Here is a 22,215-nt window from a genome sequence, read left to right as displayed (position 1 = left end):
CACCGACCCGACACGCGAACCAGGACGGCGGCTCCCGATGGTGAACGACGACAAGCTGAGGGACTACCTCAAGCGCGTGACGGCGGATCTGCACCACACCCGCCGACGCCTGACCGAGGCCGAGGAGGCGGGCCGCGAACCGATCGCGGTCGTCGCGATGAGCTGCCGCTACCCCGGCGGCGTACGGACCCCCGAGGACCTCTGGCGCCTGGTCATCGACGGCACCGATGCCATCACCGGATTCCCCCGCGACCGGGGCTGGGACCTGGACCACCTGGACGACCCGGAACAACTGCGCGAGGGCACCAGCCACACCGCCCTGGGCGGCTTCCTCGACGACGTCGGGCACTTCGACCCCGGATTCTTCGGGATCTCCCCGCGCGAAGCGCTCGCGATGGACCCGCAGCAGCGGCTCCTCCTGGAGACCACCTGGGAGGCGTTCGAACGGGCCGGCATCGACCCCGCGACCCTGCGGGGCAGCAGGACCGGCGTCTTCGCCGGAGTGATGTACCAGGACTACGCGGTACGGCTGCGCCAGGTCCCCGACGACGTGGCCGGCTACGTCGGCAGCGGCAGCTCCGACAGCGTCGCCTCGGGCCGCGTCGCCTACACCTTCGGCCTGGAGGGCCCGGCGGTCAGCATCGACACCGCCTGCTCCTCCTCGCTGGTCGCCATCCACCTCGCCGCCCAGGCCCTGCGGGGCGGCGACTGCACCCTGGCCCTGGCCGGGGGCGCGATGGTCATGTCGACACCGGTCCCGTTCGTGGAGATGAGCCGCCAGGGCGGCCTGGCCAGGGACGGCCGCTGCAAGTCCTTCGCGGCCGCCGCCGACGGCACCGGCTGGGGCGAGGGCGTCGGCATGCTCCTGCTGGAGCGACTCTCCGACGCCCGGCGCAACGGCCACCCGGTCCTCGCCCTGATCCGCGGCACCGCCGTCAACCAGGACGGCGCCAGCAGCAGGCTCACCGCCCCCAACGGCCCCGCCCAGCAGCGCGTCATCCGCCACGCCCTGGCCAACGCCGGACTCACCCCCGCCGACGTGGACGTGGTCGAGGCGCACGGCACCGGCACCCCGCTGGGCGACCCGATCGAGGCCCAGGCCCTGCTGGCCACCTACGGGCGGGACCGCGCGGACGGGCAGCCGCTGCTGCTCGGCTCGCTGAAGTCCAACATCGGGCACACCCAGGCGGCGGCCGGCGTCGGCGGCGTCATCAAGACCGTCCTCGCCATGCGGCACGGCACCGTCCCGCCCACCCTGCACGCGCAGGACCCGTCCCCGCAGATCGACTGGACCGCGGGCGCGGTACGCCTGGTCACCGCGAACACCCCCTGGCCCGAGACCGGACGGCCGCGCCGGGCCGCGGTGTCCTCCTTCGGCGTCAGCGGCACCAACGGACACGTCGTCCTGGAACAGGCGGACGAACCCGTCCTGGAACAGGCCGACGAACCCGCCGCCCCCGCCGTCCTCCCCTGGGTGCTCTCCGGACGCACCGCCGAAGCCCTGCGTGCCCAGGCCGCACGGCTCCGCGACCACCTCGACGCCCACCCCGGACCCGGCCCGGCCGAGGTCGGCCACGCCCTCGCGACGACCCGCGCCGCGCACGAGCACCGGGCGGTCCTGATCGGCACCCACCCCGACGAGTTCCGGGCCGGCCTCGACGCCCTGGCGGCCGGCCGCACCGCCCCCGGCACGGTCCTCGGCACCGCCGGGACCGGCGGCGAAGTCGCCCTGGTGTTCCCCGGACAGGGCTCCCAATGGGCCGGCATGGCCGTCGAACTCCTCGACTCCGCCCCCGCCTTCGCCACCCGCATCGCGGAGTGCGAGCGCGCCCTGGCCCCCTTCGTCGACTGGTCCCTGGAAGCCGTCCTGCGCGGCGCCCCCGGCACCCCGCCGACCGAACGCGTCGACGTGGTGCAGCCGGTGCTGTGGGCCGTCATGGTCTCCCTGGCCGAACTGTGGCGCTCCTACGGCATCACCCCCGGCGCCGTCATCGGCCACTCCCAGGGCGAGATCGCGGCGGCGTGCGTCGCCGGCGCCCTCTCCCTGGACGACGCCGCACGGGTCGTCGCCCTGCGCAGCCGGGCGATCCGCGCCCTGTCCGGCCGCGGCGGCATGGCCTCGGTGGCCCTGCCCGCCGAAGAGGTCGCCGAACACCTCGCCCCCTGGGACGGCCGGCTCTCCGTCGCCGCCGTCAACGGACCCGCCTCCACCGTGGTCTCCGGCGACACCGACGCGCTCGACGCGTTCCTCGACCGGACGGCGGCCCTGGACATCCGCAGCCGGCGCATCCCCGTCGACTACGCCTCGCACAGCGCCCACGTCGAGGACATCCGCACCGAACTGCTCGCCCGGCTCGACGGACTGACCCCCCGTCCGTCCGCCGTCCCCTTCTACTCCACCCTCAGCGGCGGCCTGCTGGAGGACACCACCGCCCTGGACGCCGACTACTGGTACCGCAACCTCCGCGGGACCGTCCGCTTCGAACAGGCGACCCGCGCCCTGTTCGCCGACGGCTACCAGGTCCTCCTGGAGAGCAGCCCGCACCCCGTCCTCACCGTCGGCGTCCTGGAGACCGCCGAGGACGCGGGTGCCGACGCCACCGCCGTGGGCACCCTGCGCCGTGACGACGGCGGCCCGCGCCGGTTCACCGAGTCCCTGGCCGAACTCCACCTGCGCGGAGTCTCCCCGGACTGGGACACCGTCTTCGCCGGCCGCCGCCCCGGACGGGTCGAACTGCCCACCTACGCCTTCCAGCGCGAGCCGTACTGGCTGGAGGACGGCGCCGCGCCCGTCGCCGACGTCACCTCCGCCGGACTGACCCCCGCGGGCCATCCGCTGCTGGGCGCCGTCGTGGTCCTCGCCGACAGCGACGGCCTGCTCCTCACCGGCCGCCTGTCGGCCCGCACCCACCCGTGGCTCGCCGACCACGCCGTCGGCGGCCGGGCACTGCTCCCGGGCACCGCCTTCCTGGAACTCGCGCTCCAGGCCGGAGCCCGGGTCGGCTGCCCCCGGGTCGAGGAATTCACCCTTGAGGCCCCCCTGGTACTGCCCGAACACGGCGGCACCGTGCTGCGCCTCACCGTGGGCGCCCCCGACTCCCTGGGCCACCGCCCGCTCAGCCTGCACTCCCGGCCGGACACGCCCGCCGACGGCGACCCCGACGACGACGGGTGGACCAGGCACGCCGAAGGCGTCCTGGCCCAGGACGGCGCGGAAGGAGCCGAGGCCGACGAGCCGATGCCCTGGCCGCCGCCCGGCGCCGAACCCCTCGCCCTCGACGGACTGTACGACCGCTTCGCGGCGGGCGGATTCACCTACGGTCCCGCCTTCCAGGGACTGCACGCGGCCTGGCGGCGCGGCGACGAGTTGTTCGCGGAGGCCGTCCTGCCCGCCGGGCCCGCACCCGAAGCCGCCCGCTTCGGCCTGCACCCGGCCCTGCTGGACGCGGCCCTGCACGCCACCGGCGTGCCCGGCACCCCCGGCGCGGACGCCCACCCCGAGGGACGGCTGCCGTTCTCCTGGAACGGCGTGACCCTGCACGCCACCGGCGCCGACGCGATCCGCGTCCGGCTCGCCCCGGTCGGGCCCGACGCGGTGGCGCTCGCCGTCGCCGACGCGACCGGCGCCCCCGTGGCGACCGTGGACGCGCTGGTCCTGCGGCCCGCGGGCACGGTCGGCCTCGGCGCCGACCGCGCCCCCCACGGCCGCCACCAGGACCTCTACGCGACGGAGTGGGTCACCGCCCCCCTGCGCGGCAGCGGCGCAGCGGTCCACCGCACGGCGGACCTGGCCACGCTGCTGGCCGCCGTCGACGCCGGAGCCCCGGTGCCCGAAACGGTCCTGCTCGACTGTGCGGAGCCCGCCGACACGGCCGGACCGGCCGCGGCGGTCCGCGCCGCCGTCCACCAGGCCCTCGCCGACGTCCGCACCTGGCTCGCCGACGACCGCTTCGCCGGCTCGCGCCTGGTGTTCGCCACCCGGGGCGCGGTCGGCGCCGGGGACGGGGAGGACGTCCGCAACCCCGCGCACGGCGCACTCTGGGGCCTGGTCCGCTCGGCCCGGTCCGAGCACCCCGGGCGCTTCGCCCTGCTCGACCTCGACCCCGATGCCGACGACGGGCACGGCACCTCCGCGGGCGTCGCCGCGGCCCTCGCCTCGGGAGAACCGCAGACCGCCGTCCGCGGCGACGACGTCCGCGTACCCCGGCTGGTCCGGGCCCGCAGGAACGACCCGGACCTCGCGGACGGTGCGGCAGGGCCCCTCCGGCCCTTCGACCCGGACGGCACGGTCCTCATCACCGGCGGCACCGGCCTGCTCGGCTCCCACGTCGCCCGCCGCCTGGTCACCGGCCACGGCGTCCGGCACCTGCTCCTGCTCTCCCGCAGCGGCCCGGCCGCGGCCGGAGCCGACGAACTGCGGGCCGAGCTCGCCGCGCTGGGAGCCGAGACCGCCGTCGTCGCCTGCGACGCCGCCGACCGGGCGGCCCTGGCCGCCGTACTCGCGGACCTGCCGCCCGCGCACCCGCTGACCGCCGTGGTCCACACCGCGGGCACCCTCGACGACGGCGTCGTCACCGCACTCACCCCCGAACGGGTGGACGCCGTCCTGCGCCCCAAGGTCGACGCCGCCCTCCACCTGCATGAACTGACCCGCGACCTCGACCTCACGCACTTCGTGCTCTTCTCCTCGGCCGCCGGCACCTTCGGTGGCCCCGGCCAGGCCAACTACGCCGCCGCCAACGCCTTCCTCGACGCCCTGGCCGCCCAGCGCCGGGTGGCGGGACTGGCCGGCCAGTCCCTGGCCTGGACCCTGTGGGAGCAGCCCAGCGCCCTCACCGGACACCTGGACGAGGACGACGTGCGACGCCTCGCCCGGTCCGGGATGCCGCCGCTCTCCACCGAGCGGGGGCTCGCGCTCTTCGACACCGCCCTCACCGTGGACCGGGCCGCCCTGGTCCCGATGCGCCTCGACACCGCGGCCCTGCGGTCCGCGGCGGCGGACGGCACCCTGCCGCCGCTGCTGCGCGGCCTGGTGCGCACACCGCCGCGCCGGGCGGCCACGGCTGCGGAGGCGAGGGCCGACGACAACGCCCTGCGCCTGCGCCTCGCGGCCCTCGACGGCGCCGGACGGACCCGGCTGCTCGTCGAACTCGTCCGCACCCACGCGGCAGCAGCCCTCGGCCACGCCTCCCCGGACGCCCTCGACCCCGGACGGGCCTTCCGCGAACTGGGATTCGACTCACTGGCCTCGGTGGAGCTGCGCAACCGCCTGAACGCCGCCACCGGCCTGCGACTCCCCGCCAGCCTGGTGTTCGACCACCCGACCCCGGCGGCGCTCGCGGACTTCCTGGGCGCCGGACTCACGGACACGGAAGCGGCCACGGCCGTCGTGCCCGCCGGACCCGCGAGGCCGGCCGACCGGAACCGGGACGCGGACGACGACCTGATCGCGATCGTCTCCGCGGCCTGCCGCCTGCCCGGCGGTGTCCGCTCACCCGAGGACCTGTGGCGGATGCTGGCCGAGGGCCGCGACGGCATCTCCGGGTTCCCCACCGACCGGGGCTGGAGCCCCGACACGCTCTACGACCCCGATCCCGACAGCATCGGCACCTCCGTCACCCGCCACGGCGGCTTCCTCCACGACGCGGCCGAGTTCGACGCGGAGTTCTTCGGCATCTCGCCGCGCGAGGCCCTGGCCATGGACCCGCAACAGCGGCTGCTCCTGGAAACCACCTGGGAACTCTTCGAGCGCGCGGCCATCGACCCGTCCACCCTGCGCGGCGCCCCGGTCGGCACGTACGTCGGCCTGATGCAGCAGGACTACGCCGCCCGGCTGCTGCCCTACATCCCCGAGGACGTCGAAGGATTCCTCGGCACCGGCAACTCGGGAAGCATCGTCTCCGGACGGCTGGCCTACTTCTTCGGCCTGGAAGGCCCTGCGGTCACCGTGGACACGGCGTGCTCGTCCTCGCTGGTGGCCCTGCACCTGGCGGTGCGGGCGCTGCGGTCGGGCGAGTGCTCGCTGGCGCTGGCCGGCGGCGTCAACGTGATGTGCAGCCCCGAACTGTTCGTCGAGTTCAGCCGACAGGGCGGCCTCGCCCCGGACGGCCGCTGCAAGTCCTTCGCCGCGGCGGCCGACGGGACCGCCTTCGGCGAGGGCGTGGGGATGCTGTTGGTGGAGCGGTTGTCGGACGCGCGGCGCAACGGGCATCCGGTGCTGGCGGTGGTCCGTGGTTCGGCGGTGAACCAGGACGGTGCGAGCAATGGTCTGACGGCGCCGAACGGTCCGTCGCAGCAGCGGGTGATCCGGGCGGCGCTGGCGGACGCGGGGCTGTCGGCGTCCGAGGTGGACGTGGTGGAGGCGCACGGTACGGGGACGCGGCTGGGTGACCCGATCGAGGCTCAGGCGCTGCTGGCGACGTACGGGCAGGGCCGTCCGGCGGACCGTCCCGTGTGGATCGGCTCGCTGAAGTCCAACATCGGACACGCTTCGGCTGCCGCCGGTGTGGCGGGGGTCATCAAGTCGGTGCTCGCCCTGCGGCACGGGGTGATGCCGAGGACGTTGCACGTGGACGGCCCGACGCCCGAGGTGGACTGGTCCGCGGGAGCCGGCCGGCTGCTGACGGAGGCCCGTGGGTGGGACGACACGGGACGTCCGCGCCGGGCCGGGGTGTCCTCCTTCGGCGTCAGCGGCACCAACGCCCACGTCGTCCTCGAACAGGCCCCGGCCGACCCGACAGCTTCCGCGGACACGCCCGTCGAGGGGGCAGGGACACCGGAGACCGTGCCGGCCGCCGTCCCCCTGCTCCTCTCGGCCCGCACGCCGGAGGCGCTGCGCGCCCAGGCTGCGGCGCTGTCGGCCCGGATCGGAGACGGGTCGGACGTCCGTGCCGCGGACGTGGCCTTCTCCCTGGCCACGGGCCGCAGCGCGCTGGGGCACCGCGCGGTGCTGGTGGGTACGGAGGAGGACCTTGCCGGGCACCTGGCCGCGCTGTCGCAGGGTACTGCGGTGTCCGGCGGCGGCTTGGTTTCCGGTCGTTCGGTGCTGGTGTTCCCGGGTCAGGGTTCGCAGTGGGTGGGGATGGCTGCGGGGTTGTTGGACGAGTCGGAGGTGTTCGCGGGGCGGATGGCGGAGTGCGGTCGGGCTCTGGCGCCTTTTGTGGACTGGTCCTTGACGGATGCGTTGGGTTCGGAGCGGTTGCTGGCGCGGGTGGATGTGGTGCAGCCGGTGCTGTGGGCGGTGATGGTGTCGCTGGCGGAGGTGTGGCGTTCGTTCGGTGTGGTGGCCGATGCGGTGGTGGGTCACTCGCAGGGTGAGATCGCGGCTGCTTGTGTGGCGGGTGGTCTGAGTCTGGAGGACGGGGCGCGGGTGGTGGCGTTGCGGTCCCGTGCGGTGGGGGCGTTGGCGGGGCGGGGCGGGATGGCGTCGGTGCCGTTGCCGGCGGACGTGGCACGGGGGCGGATCGCCTCGTGGGCGGGGTTGTCGGTGGCGGCGGTGAACGGTCCGTCGTCGACGGTGGTGTCGGGTGATGCGGACGCGGTGGTGGGGCTGGTCGACGTCCTGGTGGGGGAGGGGGTGCGGGCGCGTCTGATCGAGGTCGACTACGCGTCGCACTCCGCGCATGTGGAGGAGGTCCGCGAGCAGTTGCTCGCCGACTTGGACGGCGTCGTGCCCCGGTCGGGTTCGGTGCCGTTCTTCTCGACGGTGACGGGTGGTTGGCTGGACACGGAGGCCCTGGACGCCGGGTACTGGTACCGGAACCTGCGGGAGACGGTGGAGTTCGGGAGGGCCACGGAGGCGCTGCTGGGGGAGGGCTTCCGGTTCTTCGTCGAGTCCAGCCCGCATGCGGTGTTGGGCGTGGCGATGGGGGAGTCGGTGGAGGCCGCGGGTGTGGATGCCGCGGTGTTGGGGACGTTGCGTCGCGGGGAGGGCGGTGCGGCGCAGGTGCTGCGTGCGGTGGGGCGTGCGTGGGAGCGGGGGTTGGGGGTGGAGTGGTCGGGTGCGTTCCCGGGGGCGCGGCGCGTCGAGCTGCCGACGTACGCCTTCCAGCGCAGCCGCTACTGGCTCGACGTTCCGACCACGAGCCGGGACATCGCCTCGGCGGGTCTCGCCACGACCGGGCACCCGCTGCTCGGTGCGGCGGTGCAGGTTGCGGACTCCGATGAGCTGCTGCTCAGCGGCCGGATCTCGCTGCACACCCACCCCTGGCTCGCCGACCACGCGGTGTCGGGCGTCGTCCTGTTCCCCGGCACGGCCTTCCTCGAACTCGCGCTGCGTGCCGGCGCCGAGGCGGACTGCCCGGAGGTCGAGGAACTCACCCTCGGATCGGCGCTCGTGCTCCCGGACGAGGGAGCCGTCCACGTGCAACTCCGGGTCGCCGCGCCCGACGGCGACGGCCGGCGCAGGCTCAGTGTGTTCGCCCGTACGACACGGGACGCCGACGCGCCCTGGACCGAGCACGCCACCGGCACCCTGGCACCCCGGCCCGCCGGGGACCCGGCCGGAGCCGCGGCCGGTCTGCTGAGCTGGCCGCCGTCCGGTGCCGAACCCGTGGACACCGGCGACCTCTACGAGCGCTTCGCCGAGGCCGGCTACCACTACGGCCCCGCCTTCCGCGGCATCCGTGCCGCGTGGCTCCGCGGCGGTGAGGTGTTCGCCGAGGTCGTGCTGCCGGAGCCGCAGCACGCCGACGCCGCCGGATGCGTGGTGCACCCCGCGCTGCTGGACGCGGCCCTCCAGATCGCCGCGCTGCTGCCCGGCCAGGACGGCCGGGCCCGGCTGCCCTTCAGCTGGACCGGTGTGACCAGCGGGATCACCGGGGCCACCACGCTGCGCGTGCGGCTCGCCACCGACGCGCCGGACGCCGTGACCCTGTACGCCCACGACCTGTCCGGACGGCAGGTGCTCGGCGTGGAGGCCCTGCTGCTGCGGCCTGCGGCCGCGGGCGGGCCGCTCTCCGCGACCGCCCACGCCGACCTGCTGTACCGCCTCGACTGGACCCCGGCCACCGAGCCGGCCGACAGCGCCGCGCCCACCTGGGCCGCCCTCGGCGGTGCCGTCCCCGGCGCGGTGTCATGGCAGGACATCGACGCCCTGGGGGCCGCCCTCGAAGCGGGCGCCGCCCTCCCCGAGGTGATCGTGGCGGCCATCGCCACCGCCGACCTGCCCGACCCCGCCGACCGGGTCCGCGCCACCGCGCACCAGGGCCTCGCCCTCGTCCAGCAGTGGCTGGCCGACGAGCGGTTCGCCGCGGCCAGGCTGGCCCTGGTCACCAGGGACGCGGTCCGCACCGGACCGGTCGACCGTCCCGTCGATCCCGCCCAGGCCGCCCTGTGGGGCCTGGTGCGCAGCGCGCGGGCCGAGCACCCCGGGCGCTTCGTCCTCATCGACGCGGCCGGGACCGGCGAGCCGGCGGACGCCCTGCCCACGGCGCTCGCCGCCGGGGAACCCGAGCTGGCGCTGCGGACCGGCCCGCCGCTGCTGCCGCGGCTGGTCCGCGGCGGCCGGCCGGACGGCACGCTGTCCCTGCCGGACGGCGCCGCCTGGCGGCTCACCACCGACGGCCGGGGCGCCCTGGAGGACATCGCGGCGGAGCCCGCTCCTGCGGCCCTCGCCCCGCTGGGCAAGGGCGAGGTACGGATCGCGGTGCGCGCCGCCGGGCTGAACTTCCACGACGTCATCGCCGCGCTCGGCCTGGACCCCGACCCCGAACAGCAGGGCCTGGGCAGTGAGGGCGCCGGAACCGTCATCGAGGTGGGCCCGGGTGTGGACGACCTGGTGCCAGGGGACCGGGTGATGGGGATCTTCGGGGGCGCGTTCGGCCCGACCGCCGTCGCCGACCGCCGCACCGTCGCCCGGATTCCGGCGGGCTGGTCCTTCGCCCGCGCCGCATCCGTGCCGGTGGTGTTCCTGACCGCCTACTACGGTCTGTTCGATCTCGGCGGACTGCGGCGCGGGGAATCGGTCCTGGTCCACGCCGCGGCCGGCGGTGTCGGCATGGCGGCGGTGCAGCTCGCCAGGCACGCCGGTGCGCAGGTGTTCGCGACCGCCTCCCCCGCCAAGTGGGACGTCCTGCGGGCCGGCGGACTGGACGCCGCGCACATCGCCTCGACCCGGACCACCGACTTCGCCGAGAAGTTCCTGACGGCCACCGGCGGACGGGGCGTCGACGTCGTACTCGACAGTCTGGCAAGGGAGTTCGTCGACGCCGGTCTGCGGCTGCTGCCGAACGGCGGCCGGTTCGTGGAGATGGGCAAGACCGACGTGCGCGACCCCGGGGAGGTCGCCCGGCAGCACCCCGGGGTGCGCTACCGGGCGTTCGACCTGATGGAGGCCGGTCCGGAGCGCATCGGCGAGATGCTCGCCGACGTCCTGGGCCTGTTCGAGCAGGGAGTGCTGCGTCCCCTGCCGGTCACCGGCTGGGACGTCCGGCAGGCCCCGGCCGCCCTGCGCTCGCTCAGCCAGGCCCGGGGCGTCGGCAAGAACGTCCTGCTGCTGCCCGCTCCGCCGGATCCCGAAGGGACCGTCCTGGTCACCGGGGCCACCGGCACCCTGGGACGGCTCCTGGCCCGGCACCTGGTCGTCGCGCACGGCACCCGGCACCTGCTGCTGGCGGGCCGCCGGGGCGGGGCCGCCGACGGCATGCCGGAGCTGGTACGGGAGCTGACCGGGCTCGGGGCGTCGGTGACCGTCGCGGCCTGCGACGTCGCCGACCGCGCCGCGCTCGCCGCCCTGCTCGGGTCGGTGCCCGCCGCGCACCCGCTGACCGCCGTCGTCCACGCGGCCGGGGTCCTGGACGACGCCACCATCGCCGGGCTGACTCCGGACCGGCTCGACCGCGTCCTGCGCCCCAAGGCGGACGCGGCGCTGGCCCTGCACGAACTCACCCGGGACCTCGACCTGGCGGCGCTGGTCCTGTTCTCCTCGGGCGCGGCCCAGTTCGGCGCGGCCGGGCAGGCGAACTACGCCGCCGCCAACGCGGTCCTCGACGCCCTCGCCGCCGAACGCCGGGCCGAGGGGCTGCCCGGCCTGTCGATCGGCTGGGGCCTGTGGGAGGAGCGCAGCGAGATGACCGCCGCGGTCACCGCGGGCCGGGGCACCGGGGCGGGCGCGCTGACCTCGGCGGAGGGCCTGGCCCTGTTCGACGCGGCACTGGACTCCCCGTACGCCTACCGGCTCGCGGCCAGGATCGCCCCGTCCGTGCTGCGGGCGGACGACCGGCTGCCCGCCGTGCTCCGCGGCCTGGTCCGCCCCGCCCGTACCGGCGCCGCCACCGCCGAGGCGCCGGCCCGCTCGATGGCGCGGCAGCTCGCCGAGCTGCCCGAGGCCGAGCTGTACCGGACCCTGCTGGACCTGGTGCGCGGCAACGCCGCGGCGGTGCTCGGCCACAGTTCGCCGAACCTGATCCGCCCGGCCCGCCCGTTCAAGGACGTCGGCTTCGACTCCCTCACCGGGGTCGAACTGCGCAACCGGCTGGCGTCCTCGACCGGGCTGCGGCTGCCGGCCGCGCTCGTCTTCGACCACCCCACCCCGGAGGCACTGGCACGCCACCTCGCCGAGCGGGCCGCCGCCGCCCGCCCGAGCGGCGACGCGGCGGTCCGGGCCGGGCTCGACAGCCTGGAGACCCTGCTCGACGCCCTGCCGCCGGACGGCGTCAGCGACGAACTCGCCGCCCGGCTAAGGGAAGTGCTGTCCCGCCCGCTGCCCGGCGGGACACCGGCCACCCCCGTCCGCCCCATCGGTGACGTGGACGACCTCGCCCCCGACCTGATCACGGCGGCCAGCGACGACGAGGTGTTCGACTACATCGACCGGCAGTTGGGATCCGCATGACCAGGGCGACGGTCCGCGCACCCCGCGCACCCCGAGACGAGACCCGAGCAGCCCGAGACGAAAGCAGCGGTGTCCAGTGAGCGACCAGAGGATGCGCGACTACCTCAACCGGGTGACCATCGACCTGCGGGACACCCGGCAGCGGCTCCGGGAGGCCGAGGCCCGCACCAGCGAGCCGATCGCGATCGTGGCGATGAGCTGCCGCTTCCCCGGCGGCGTCCGCACCCCGGAGGACCTGTGGGAACTGCTCGCCGAAGGCCGTGACACCGTCGCGCCCGTCCCCGGCGACCGCGGCTGGGAAGCCGCCTGGCCGTCCGGCGGCACGGTCCCCGGGCGGGGGGCGTTCCTCGACGGCGCGGCGGACTTCGACCCGGAGTTCTTCGGCATCTCGCCCCGCGAGGCGGTCGCGATGGACCCACAGCAGCGGCTCCTGCTGATGGCGTCCTGGGAGGCCGTCGAGCAGGCCGGCATCGACCCGCTCACCCTGCGGGGCAGCCGTACCGGGGTGTACGCCGCGGCCATCGACCAGGGGTACGCGACGCTGGGCCCCGGCGCCGCCGAAGCCGTCCAGGGGTTCCTGATGACGGGGAACTCGATGAGCGTGATGTCCGGGCGGGTGTCCTACGCGCTCGGACTCGAAGGCCCCGCCGTCACCGTGGACACCGCCTGTTCGGCCTCGTTGGTGGCGCTGCACCTCGCGGCACGGGCCCTGCGGGCCGGTGAGTGCTCGCTGGCCCTCGCCGGCGGGGTCAGCGTGATGGCGCTCCCGGCGGTGTTCGTCGAGTTCAGCCGGCAGGGCGCGATGTCCCCGGACGGCCGCTGCAAGCCGTTCGCGGCGGCCGCGGACGGTACCGGCTGGGGCGAGGGTGTGGGGATGCTGCTGCTGGAGCGGCTGTCGGACGCGCGCCGCAACGGCCGTACGGTGCTGGCCGTGCTGCGCGGTTCGGCGATCAACCAGGACGGCGCCAGCAACGGCCTGACCGCGCCCAACGGCCCCTCCCAGCAGCGGGTGATCCGGGCGGCGCTCGCGGACGCGGGCCTGACCGCGTCCGAGGTGGACCTGGTGGAGGCGCACGGCACCGGAACCACCCTCGGCGACCCCATCGAGGCCGATGCGCTGCTGGCCACGTACGGCCGGGACCGGTCCGCCGGGCGTCCGCTGTGGCTGGGGTCGCTGAAGTCGAACATCGGGCACACCCAGGCCGCCGCCGGGGTCGCCGGGGTCATCAAGACGGTCCTCGCGCTGCGGCACGGTGTCATGCCGCGCACCCTGCACGTGGACGCGCCCACCCCGCACGTCGAGTGGTCCTCGGGCGCCGTCGAACTCCTCACCGAGGCCCGCGACTGGCCCGCCGTCGACCGGCTGCGCCGGGCCGGGGTGTCCTCGTTCGGCATGAGCGGCACCAATGCGCACGTCATCCTCGAACAGGCACCGGAGCCGGAACCGGCCGACGGACCGGAAGCCGTGACCGACGGTCCGGACACCGTGACCGGGCCGGGCGCGCCCGGGGCCGTGCTGCCCTGGGTGCTGTCCGGGCGCACCGCGTCCGCGCTCGGGGACCAGGCGGCCCGGCTGCACGCTCGGCTCGCCACGGACGCGCCCGCACGGCCGGCCGACACCGGGTTCTCGCTGGCGACCACCCGGTCCGCCTTCGAACACCGGGCCGTGGTGATCGGCGACGGGCACCCCGCGCTGCTGAACGGGCTCGCCGCCCTGTCCGGACCGGGCACGGACCTCCCCGCCGGCCCGGCCCCGGCCGCGCCCGCCGACGTCGTCGTGGGCACCGGCCGGGTCGTCGAGGGCCGGACGGCGCTGGTGTTCCCGGGCCAGGGCGCCCAGTGGGCCGGCATGGCCCGGGACCTGCTCGCCGACAGCCCCGCCTTCCGGGACCGCCTCGCCGCCTGCGACGCCGCCCTCTCCGCCCACGTCGACTGGCGGCTCCCCGCCGTCCTGGAGGGCGAGCCCGGGGCACCCTCCCTGGAACGGGTGGACGTGGTGCAGCCGGTGCTGTGGGCGGTGATGGTGTCACTGGCCGCGCACTGGGAGTCCTGGGGCATCCGGCCCGACGCCGTGGTCGGGCACAGCCAGGGAGAGATCGCCGCCGCCGTGGTGGCGGGAGCGCTGAGCCTGGAGGACGGGGCGAAGGTTGTCGCCCTGCGCAGCCGGGCCATCCGGGCGCTGGCCGGCCTCGGCGGCATGGTCGCGGTGTCCCTGCCCGAGGACCGGGTCCGCGCCGAGATCGCCCCCTGGGCCGAGAAGCTGTCGGTGGCCGCCGTCAACGGGCCCGCCGCCGTGGTGGTCTCGGGGGAGACCGGAGCCCTGGCCGAACTGCTCGCCCACTGCACCGCACAGGGCGTACGGGCCCGCTCCGTTCCCGTGGACTACGCCTCGCACTCGGCCCAGGTCGAACGGATCAGGTCCGAGGTGCTGGCCGCGCTCGCCGGCGTCCGGCCGCTCCCGGCCCGGATCCCGCTGTTCTCCACCGTCACCGGCGACCGGCTCGACACCACGGCCATGGACGCCGACTACTGGTACCGCAACCTCCGCGGGACCGTCCGCTTCGAGGCGGTCGTGCGCTCCCTGGTCGAGCAGGGCCACGAGGTCTTCGTCGAGGTGTCGCCGCACCCGGTGCTGACCATGGCCCTCCAGGACACCGCCGAGGCCACCGGCGCCGCGGAGCCGCCCGTCGTCGTCGGCACCCTGCGCCGCGACGACGGCGGACTGCGCCGCGCCCTGCGCTCGGCCGCCGAACTGTGGGTGGCGGGCGCGGCCGTCGACTGGTCCGCGGTGTACGCCGGCACCGGTGCCCGACCGACCGCCCTGCCCGGGTACCCCTTCCAGCTGCGGCGCTACTGGCTGGAGCCGGAGGCGCTGCCCGACACCGGACCGGCCGCCGCCGACCCGCACGACACGGCCTTCTGGCACATGGTCGACCACGACGCCCCGGCCGAGATCGCCGCCCACCTCGCCGTCGACGAGGACGCCCTCGCCCCCGTACTGCCGGCCCTGCGCGGCTGGCGCAAGCAGCGGCGCGAGCAGAGCGTCATCGACTCCTGGCGCTACCGCATCGGCTGGCAGCCCCTGCCCGACCCGCCGGCCGCCACCCCCGCCGCCGGCACCTGGCTCGTCGTCCTGCCCGCCGGACACGACGACGACGCACGGGTACGCGGCCCGCTGCTCGCCCTCACCGAAGCGGGCGCCACCGTCGTCACGGCCGAACTCACGGCCGGCGCCGTCCGCCGCACGGACCTCGCGGACACGCTCGCCACCGCCCTCGGCGACCGCGTCCCGACGGGTGTGCTGTCGCTGCTGGCCGCCGCCGACCAGCCCCACCCCGATCACCCGGCCCTGCCCGCCGGGACGGCACTCACCGTCGCCCTGGTGCAGGCCCTGGGCGACCTCGCCCTCACGGCACCCCTCTGGTGCGCCACCGCCGGGGCGGTGTCCACGGGCCCGGACGACCCGGTCACCCACCCCCGCCAGGCACTGGTCTGGGGCACCGGGCTGGTGGCCGCGCTGGAAGTGTCCGCGCGCTGGGGCGGACTCATCGACCTGCCGCCGGAACTCGACGCCCGCGCCAGGGCCAGGCTCGCCGCCGTACTGACGGCCTCCGGTGCCGGCACCGGCACGGACGGCGCCGGCCGCGAGGACCAGCTCGCCCTGCGCCCCACCGGCCTCCTGGCCCGCCGCCTTCGGCGCGCCCCCCGGAACGACGGCCGCACGCAGCACTGGAAGCCCCGCGGCACCGTCCTGCTGACCGGCGGCACCGGAGCCGTCGGCCCGCACCTCGCCCGCTGGCTGGCCCGCAGCGGCGCCACCCACCTCGTCCTGCCCGGCCGCCGCGGCCCCCAGGCGCCCGGCGCGGCCGAACTCGCCGCGGAACTGGCCGCCCTCGGCGTACGACTGACCCTGCCCGTCTGCGACCTGGCCGACCGGCAGGCCGTGGCGGCGCTGCTCACCGGCCTGGAGACGGCGGGTGACCCGGTCACCGCGGTCGTCCACGCGGCCGCCTTCGTCGCGCTCGCCCCCCTGGACGGCACACCGATGTCCGCGTTCGAGCAGATCGTCGCCGCCAAGGCCGCCGGCGCCGAACACCTCGACGCCCTGCTCGACCGCGAACTCGACGCCTTCGTCCTGTTCTCCTCGATCGCCGGAGTCTGGGGCAGCGGCGACCACGGCGCGTACGCCGCGGCCAACGCCTACCTCGACGCCCTGGCCCAGCACCGCCGGGCCCGCGGCCTCACCGCCACCACCGTCGACTGGGGCATCTGGCAGGCCGAGAACCCCTGGCAGGAGCGCCTCGCCGGGGAGGACGCCGACCTGTTCAAACTGGAGGAGCACGGCCTGCCCCGGCTCGCCCCCGACCTCGCGCTCCACGCCCTGCGACAGGCACTGGACGACGACGAGACCGTACTCACCGTCGCCGACGTCGACTGGGAGCGGTTCGCCGCCGTCTTCACCTCCACCCGCCCCAGCCCGCTGCTCACCGGCATCCCCGAAGCCCGCCGCGCCCTGGAGACGACGGCCGACGACACGTTGGCACCCGCCGCCGCGCTGCTGCGCCAACGGCTCGCCGCCCTCGGTGAATCCGAACAGCACCGCCTGCTGCTCGACCTGGTCCGCACCCACGCGGCAGCCGTCCTCGGCCATCCCTCGGCGGACACGATCCGGCCGGGCAAGGCCTTCCAGGACATGGGCTTCGCCTCCCTCACCGCGGTCGAACTCCGCAACCGGCTCAACACCGCCACCGGACTGCGGCTGCCGTCCACCCTGATCTTCGACCACCCGTCGTCCACCGCGCTCGCCCGGGAGATCCGCGCCGAACTGCTCGGCCGGCCGGCCGCCGAGCCGCGCCCCTCCGACCCGGACGCCGCCGCACACCCGCCCGCGCCCGACGAGCCGATCGCGATCGTGTCCATGGCCTGCCGCTTCCCCGGCGGCATCGGCACGCCCGAAGACCTGTGGCGCCTGCTCGCCGACGGTGGCGACGCCGTTTCGGACCTCCCCACCGACCGCGGCTGGGACGTCGAAGCCCTCTACGACCCCGACCCCGACCGCCCCGGCACCTCGACCACCCGGCGGGGCGGCTTCCTCCACGACGCCGCCGACTTCGACGCGGAGTTCTTCGGCATCTCGCCGCGCGAGGCCCTGGCCATGGACCCCCAGCAGCGGCTGCTCCTGGAAACCACCTGGGAGGCGATCGAACGCGCCGCCATCGACCCGGCCGCCCTGCGCGGCAGCCGCACCGGAGTGTTCACCGGCGTCAACTACGCCGACTACGCGGCGGTCGTGGCCCGGTCGGAGGAGGGAGACGGCCACCTGCTCACCGGCAGCGCACCCAGCGTCGTATCCGGCCGGGTCGCCTACACCCTGGGCCTCGAAGGCCCCGCGGTGACCGTCGACACGGCCTGCTCCTCCTCACTCGTCGCCATGCACCTCGCCGGCCGGGCGCTGCGCGGCGGCGACTGCTCCCTCGCCCTGGTCGGCGGCGTCGCCGTGATGGCGACCCCCGGTGCCCTGATCAGCTTCTCCCGTCAGCGGGGACTCGCCGAGGACGGCCGCTGCAAGGCCTTCTCGGACGACGCGGACGGCATGGGCATGGGCGAGGGCGTCGGCGTCCTGCTGCTGGAGCGGCTGTCGGACGCCCGCCGCAACGGCCACCCGGTACTGGCGGTGGTACGCGGCTCCGCCGTCAACCAGGACGGCGCCAGCAACGGACTCTCCGCCCCCAACGGCCCCTCCCAGCAGCGGGTGATCCGGGCGGCGCTGGCGGACGCGGGCCTGACGGCGTCCGAGGTGGACGTGGTGGAGGCGCACGGCACCGGCACCACCCTCGGCGACCCCATCGAGGCCCAGGCCCTGCTGGCCACGTACGGCCAGGACCGGCCCGCCGACCGGCCCCTGCTGGTCGGCTCCCTCAAATCCAACCTCGGCCACGCCCAGGCGGCATCGGGCGTGGCAGGGGTCATCAAGACGGTGCTGTCCATGCACCACGGGCAGGTGCCCCGCACCCTGCACGTCGGCAGGCCCTCCGACCACGTCGACTGGACGCGCGGAGCGGTGGCCCTCGCGACCGAGCAGCAGCCCTGGCCGTCCCACGGTCGCCCCTTCCGGGCCGGGGTGTCCTCCTTCGGCCTGAGCGGCACCAACGTCCACACCGTCCTCGAACACACCCCCCTGGAAGACGACGGCCCGCCGGCCGAGCGCACCCCTCTGCCGGCGGTGCCCTGGCTGCTGTCGGCGAAGAGCCCGCAGGCACTGCGCTTCCAGGCCGACCGGCTGCGCCGCCACCTCGAAGGCGGCCCCGTACCCGACCCGCGCGACATCGGGTCCGCCCTGCATGCGCGCACCGCCTTCGAGTACCGGAAGGCACTGATCGGGGACCGGGACCAACTCCGCACCCTGCTGGGCCGGATGGCCGACGACGACTCGGGGGCGTGGGACGGCGGTCGCACGGTCGACGGTCGTGTGGTGCTGGTGTTCCCGGGTCAGGGTTCGCAGTGGGTGGGGATGGCTGCGGGGTTGTTGGACGAGTCGGAGGTGTTCGCGGGGCGGATGGCGGAGTGCGGTCGGGCTCTGGCGCCTTACACCGACTGGTCGTTGGTGGATGCGTTGGGTTCGGAGCGGTTGCTGGCGCGGGTGGATGTGGTGCAGCCGGTGCTGTGGGCGGTGATGGTGTCGCTGGCGGAGGTGTGGCGTTCGTTCGGTGTGGTGGCCGATGCGGTGGTGGGTCACTCGCAGGGTGAGGTCGCGGCTGCTTGTGTGGCGGGTGGTCTGAGTCTGGAGGACGGGGCGGGGGTGGTGGCGTTGCGTTCCCGTGCGGTGGGGGCGTTGGCGGGGCGGGGTGGCATGGCCTCGTTGCCGTTGCCGGCGGACGTGGCACGGGAGCGGATCGCCTCGTGGGCGGGCCGGTTGTCGGTGGCGGCGGTGAACGGTCCGTCGTCGACGGTGGTGTCGGGTGATGCGGACGCGGTGGTGGGGCTGGTCGATGTGCTGGTGGGGGAGGGGGTGCGGGCGCGTCTGATCGAGGTCGACTACGCGTCGCACTCCGCGCATGTGGAGGAGGTTCGTGAGCGGTTGCTCTCCGATCTGGACGGCGTCGTGCCCCGGTCGGGTTCGGTGCCGTTCTTCTCGACGGTGACGGGTGGTTGGCTGGACACGGAGGCCCTGGACGCCGGGTACTGGTACCGGAATCTGCGGGAGACGGTGGAGTTCGGGAGGGCCACGGAGGCGCTGCTGGGGGAGGGTTTCCGGTTCTTCGTGGAGTCGAGTCCGCATGCGGTGTTGGGCGTGGCGGTGGGGGAGTCGGTGGAGGCCGCGGGTGTGGATGCCGCGGTGTTGGGGACGTTGCGTCGCGGGGAGGGTGGTGCGGCTCAGGTGCTGCGTGCGGTGGGGCGTGCGTGGGAGCGGGGGTTGGGGGTGGAGTGGTCGGGTGCGTTCCCGGGGGCGCGGCGTGTCGAGCTGCCGACGTACGCCTTCCAGCGCAGCCGCTACTGGCCCGAGCCGGCGCCCACCGTGGCGGCCGATGTGGGCTCGGCCGGGCTCGACCCGGCCGACCACCCCGTCCTCGGAGCGGCCATCGAGCTGGCCGACACGGGTGAACTGCTGCTCAGCGGCCGGTTGTCGCTGCGTACCCACCCCTGGCTCGCCGACCACGCCGTGGCCGGTACGGTCCTGCTGCCCGGCGCGGCCTTCGCGGAACTCGCCGTACGCGCCGCCGACGAGGCCGGATGCCACACGGTGGAGGAACTGACGCTCCAGTCACCGCTGTTGATACCCGCCGACACCGCCGTCCGCCTGCAAGTGCGGGTCGGCGCCGCGGACGCGCACGGCAGCCGCTCCCTGGACCTGTTCTCCTGCCGCGAGGACGTGGTGACCCCGCACTGGACCGCGCACGCGACCGGCCGACTCACCGCGGACGCCACGACCCGCAAGCCGTCGCCCGCACCCGTACCGGACGACGCCGGCTCCTGGCCCCCGCCCGGCGCCGTCCCGATCCCCGTCGACGACCTGTACGAGCGGTTCCACGCCTCCGGATACGGCTACGGACCCGCCTTCCGCGGGCTCACCACTGCCTGGCGCCGGGGCGAGGAGATCTTCACCGAGGTGCGCCTGCCCGAGGACCAGCACCGGTCCGCCTCCGACTTCGGCGTCCACCCCGCCCTTCTGGACGCCGCCCTCCAGGGGCTGTTCCTGCGCGCTCAGCAGGAAGCCGAGCCGGGCCCGGACCGACCGTCCGCCGGACTTCCGTTCTCCTGGAGCGGCGTCAGGCTGCACGCCTCCGGAGCCACCGCGCTCAGGGTACGGCTCGGCTTCGCGCCGGACGGATCGGTGTCGATCGACGCGACCGACCCGAACGGCCTCCCGGTCACGTCGGTCGAGGCGCTCGCCGTCCGCCCGATCGACCTCGACACCCTCCGCCCGGGCGGAGGCCCGGAGTCCCTCTACCGGCTGCAGTGGTCGCCGGCGCCCGCCACCGCACCCGCCGACCCCCTCGGGATATGGGCTGTCCTCGGCGGCCGGGAGCTCTTCCCGGACGGCCATCCGGACCTGGCCGCGCTCGCTGCCGCGCTGGACGGCGGAGCGCCGTCGCCCTCCGCGGTGCTGGCCTGGTGCGACCACACCCCGGACATCCCGTCCCCGCCCGACGCGGCATCCGTGCACGCCGCACTGGACGACGCCCTGCGGCTGGTCCAGGACTGGCTGGCCGACCCGCGGTGGGACGACGGCACCCGGCTCGTACTCGTCACCCGGGGCGCGGTCTCCACGGCCGCCGGCGAGCAGGTCACCGACCTCACCGGCGCCGCGGTCCGCGGCCTCGTCCGCTCCGCCCAGTCCGAGCACCCCGACCGCTTCCTGCTGATCGACACCGACGACCCGGCCGCCGTGACCGGCCTGCTGCCCCGGGCACTGGCCGGAACGGAACCCCAACTGGCGATACGCGAGGGACAACTCCTCGCCGCCCGCCTCACCAGGGCCACCGCCGCCACGGACCCGAACCCGGGCACGGACACGCCGTCCGGTATCGCCGCGGCCGGGGGAACCGTCCTGGTCACCGGGGCAGGAGGCGCGCTCGGCGGCCTGGTGGCGCAGCACCTCGTGACCGCGCACGGCGTACGGAACCTGCTGCTCGTCGGCAGGCGGGGCGTGGACGCCCCGGGCCTGGCCGACCTCGCCGCCGAACTGCGCGGACTCGGCGCCCGGGTGGATGTGGAGGCCTGTGACGTCGCCGACCGGGACGCGCTCGCCGCCCTGCTCGCCGGCATCCCCGCCGACCGTCCGCTGAGCGCGGTCGTCCACGCGGCCGGCGTCCTGGACGACGGGACGGTCGACTCGCTGACCCCCGGGCGGATGCGCCGCGTACTGCGGCCCAAGGTCGACGCGGCCCTCAACCTGCACGCCCTCACCCGTGAGCTGCCGCTGTCGGCCTTCGTCCTGTTCTCCTCCGCCTCCGCCACGGTCGGCAACGCCGGGCAGGGCAACTACGCGGCCGCCAACGCCTTCCTCGACGCGCTCGCCCAGCACCGCCGGGCCCTGAAGCTGCCCGCCCAGTCACTCGCCTGGGGCCTGTGGGCGCGCCGCAGCACCATGACCGGAACGCTCACCGCCGCCGACCTGCGGCGCATGTCCCGGGGAGGCACGGCGGCCATCGGCAGCGAAGAAGGCCTGGCACTGTTCGACGCGGCGCTCACCCTGGACGAACCGCTGCTCGTCCCGGTCAAGATCGACCTCGGCCGGCTCCGGACGGCGGCCCGGACCGCGCCCGTCCCGGCCCTGCTCTCCGCCCTGGTCCCCGGCACCGCACGCCGCCCCGCCTCCGGGGCGGACGCCGCCGAAGCGGACTCGCTGCGCCGCCGGCTGACCGGCCTCACCCCGGACGAACTCGTCGAGACCCTGCTCGACCTGGTACGGAGCCGGGTCGCCGACGTCCTCGGCCACGGCGGAGCCGGGGCCGTCGACCCGGACCAGGCGTTCAAGGACCTCGGCTTCGACTCGCTCACCTCCGTCGAGCTCCGCAACCGGCTCAGCGCCGCCACCGGCCGCCGGCTGCCCGCGACCCTGGTCTTCGACCACCCCACCCCGGCCGCCGTCGCCGCCTACCTCGCCGGGCGCCTGGTACCCGACGGGCCGGGCGGACCGGCCGCCGCCGGGAAGGCCGCCGGGACGCCGGGCCGGGCGGACCGCGAGGACCACGAGATCAGCTCCCTGCTCGCCGCGATCCCGCCCGCCGCACTGCGGCGGGCCGGTCTCCTCGACGCGCTCCTGGACCTCGCCGACCGACCGCAGACACCGGCTCCCGCCGCCGACATCCACGGCATGGCCGTCGACGAACTCGTCCGGATGGCCCTGGGCGGCGAACGTGACTGACCGACAGCCGCAG

At 75.7% G+C, this 22,215-nt stretch carries 2 protein-coding genes; both read left to right on the top strand.

From position 1 onward, the window contains the following. Nucleotides 1-37 precede the first annotated feature (37 nt). Nucleotides 38-11,833 carry an SDR family NAD(P)-dependent oxidoreductase gene (locus tag ACFU74_RS00235; protein ID WP_380749264.1) on the top strand — a complete coding sequence of 3,932 codons (11,796 nt, stop codon included), beginning with the start codon at nucleotides 38-40 and terminating at the stop codon, nucleotides 11,831-11,833. Between the two features lie 76 nt (nucleotides 11,834-11,909). After that, nucleotides 11,910-22,202: a type I polyketide synthase gene (locus ACFU74_RS00230; protein ID WP_380749261.1), complete on the top strand. Its 10,293-nt coding sequence runs from the start codon at nucleotides 11,910-11,912 to the stop codon at nucleotides 22,200-22,202. Nucleotides 22,203-22,215 lie beyond the last annotated feature (13 nt).

Origin of the sequence: Kitasatospora sp. NPDC057500 (assembly GCF_042802195.1) — a bacterium.
Lineage (GTDB): Bacteria > Actinomycetota > Actinomycetes > Streptomycetales > Streptomycetaceae > Kitasatospora.
The sequence above is the reverse complement of the archived record's forward strand: the minus strand, read 5'-3'. Positions and strand labels throughout refer to the sequence as shown.

What these genes read in the sequence shown, in the direction of transcription:
- ACFU74_RS00235 (WP_380749264.1), top strand. Translation starts at nt 38, where the DNA reads ATGGTGAACGACGACAAGCTGAGGGACTACCTCAAGCGCGTGACGGCG.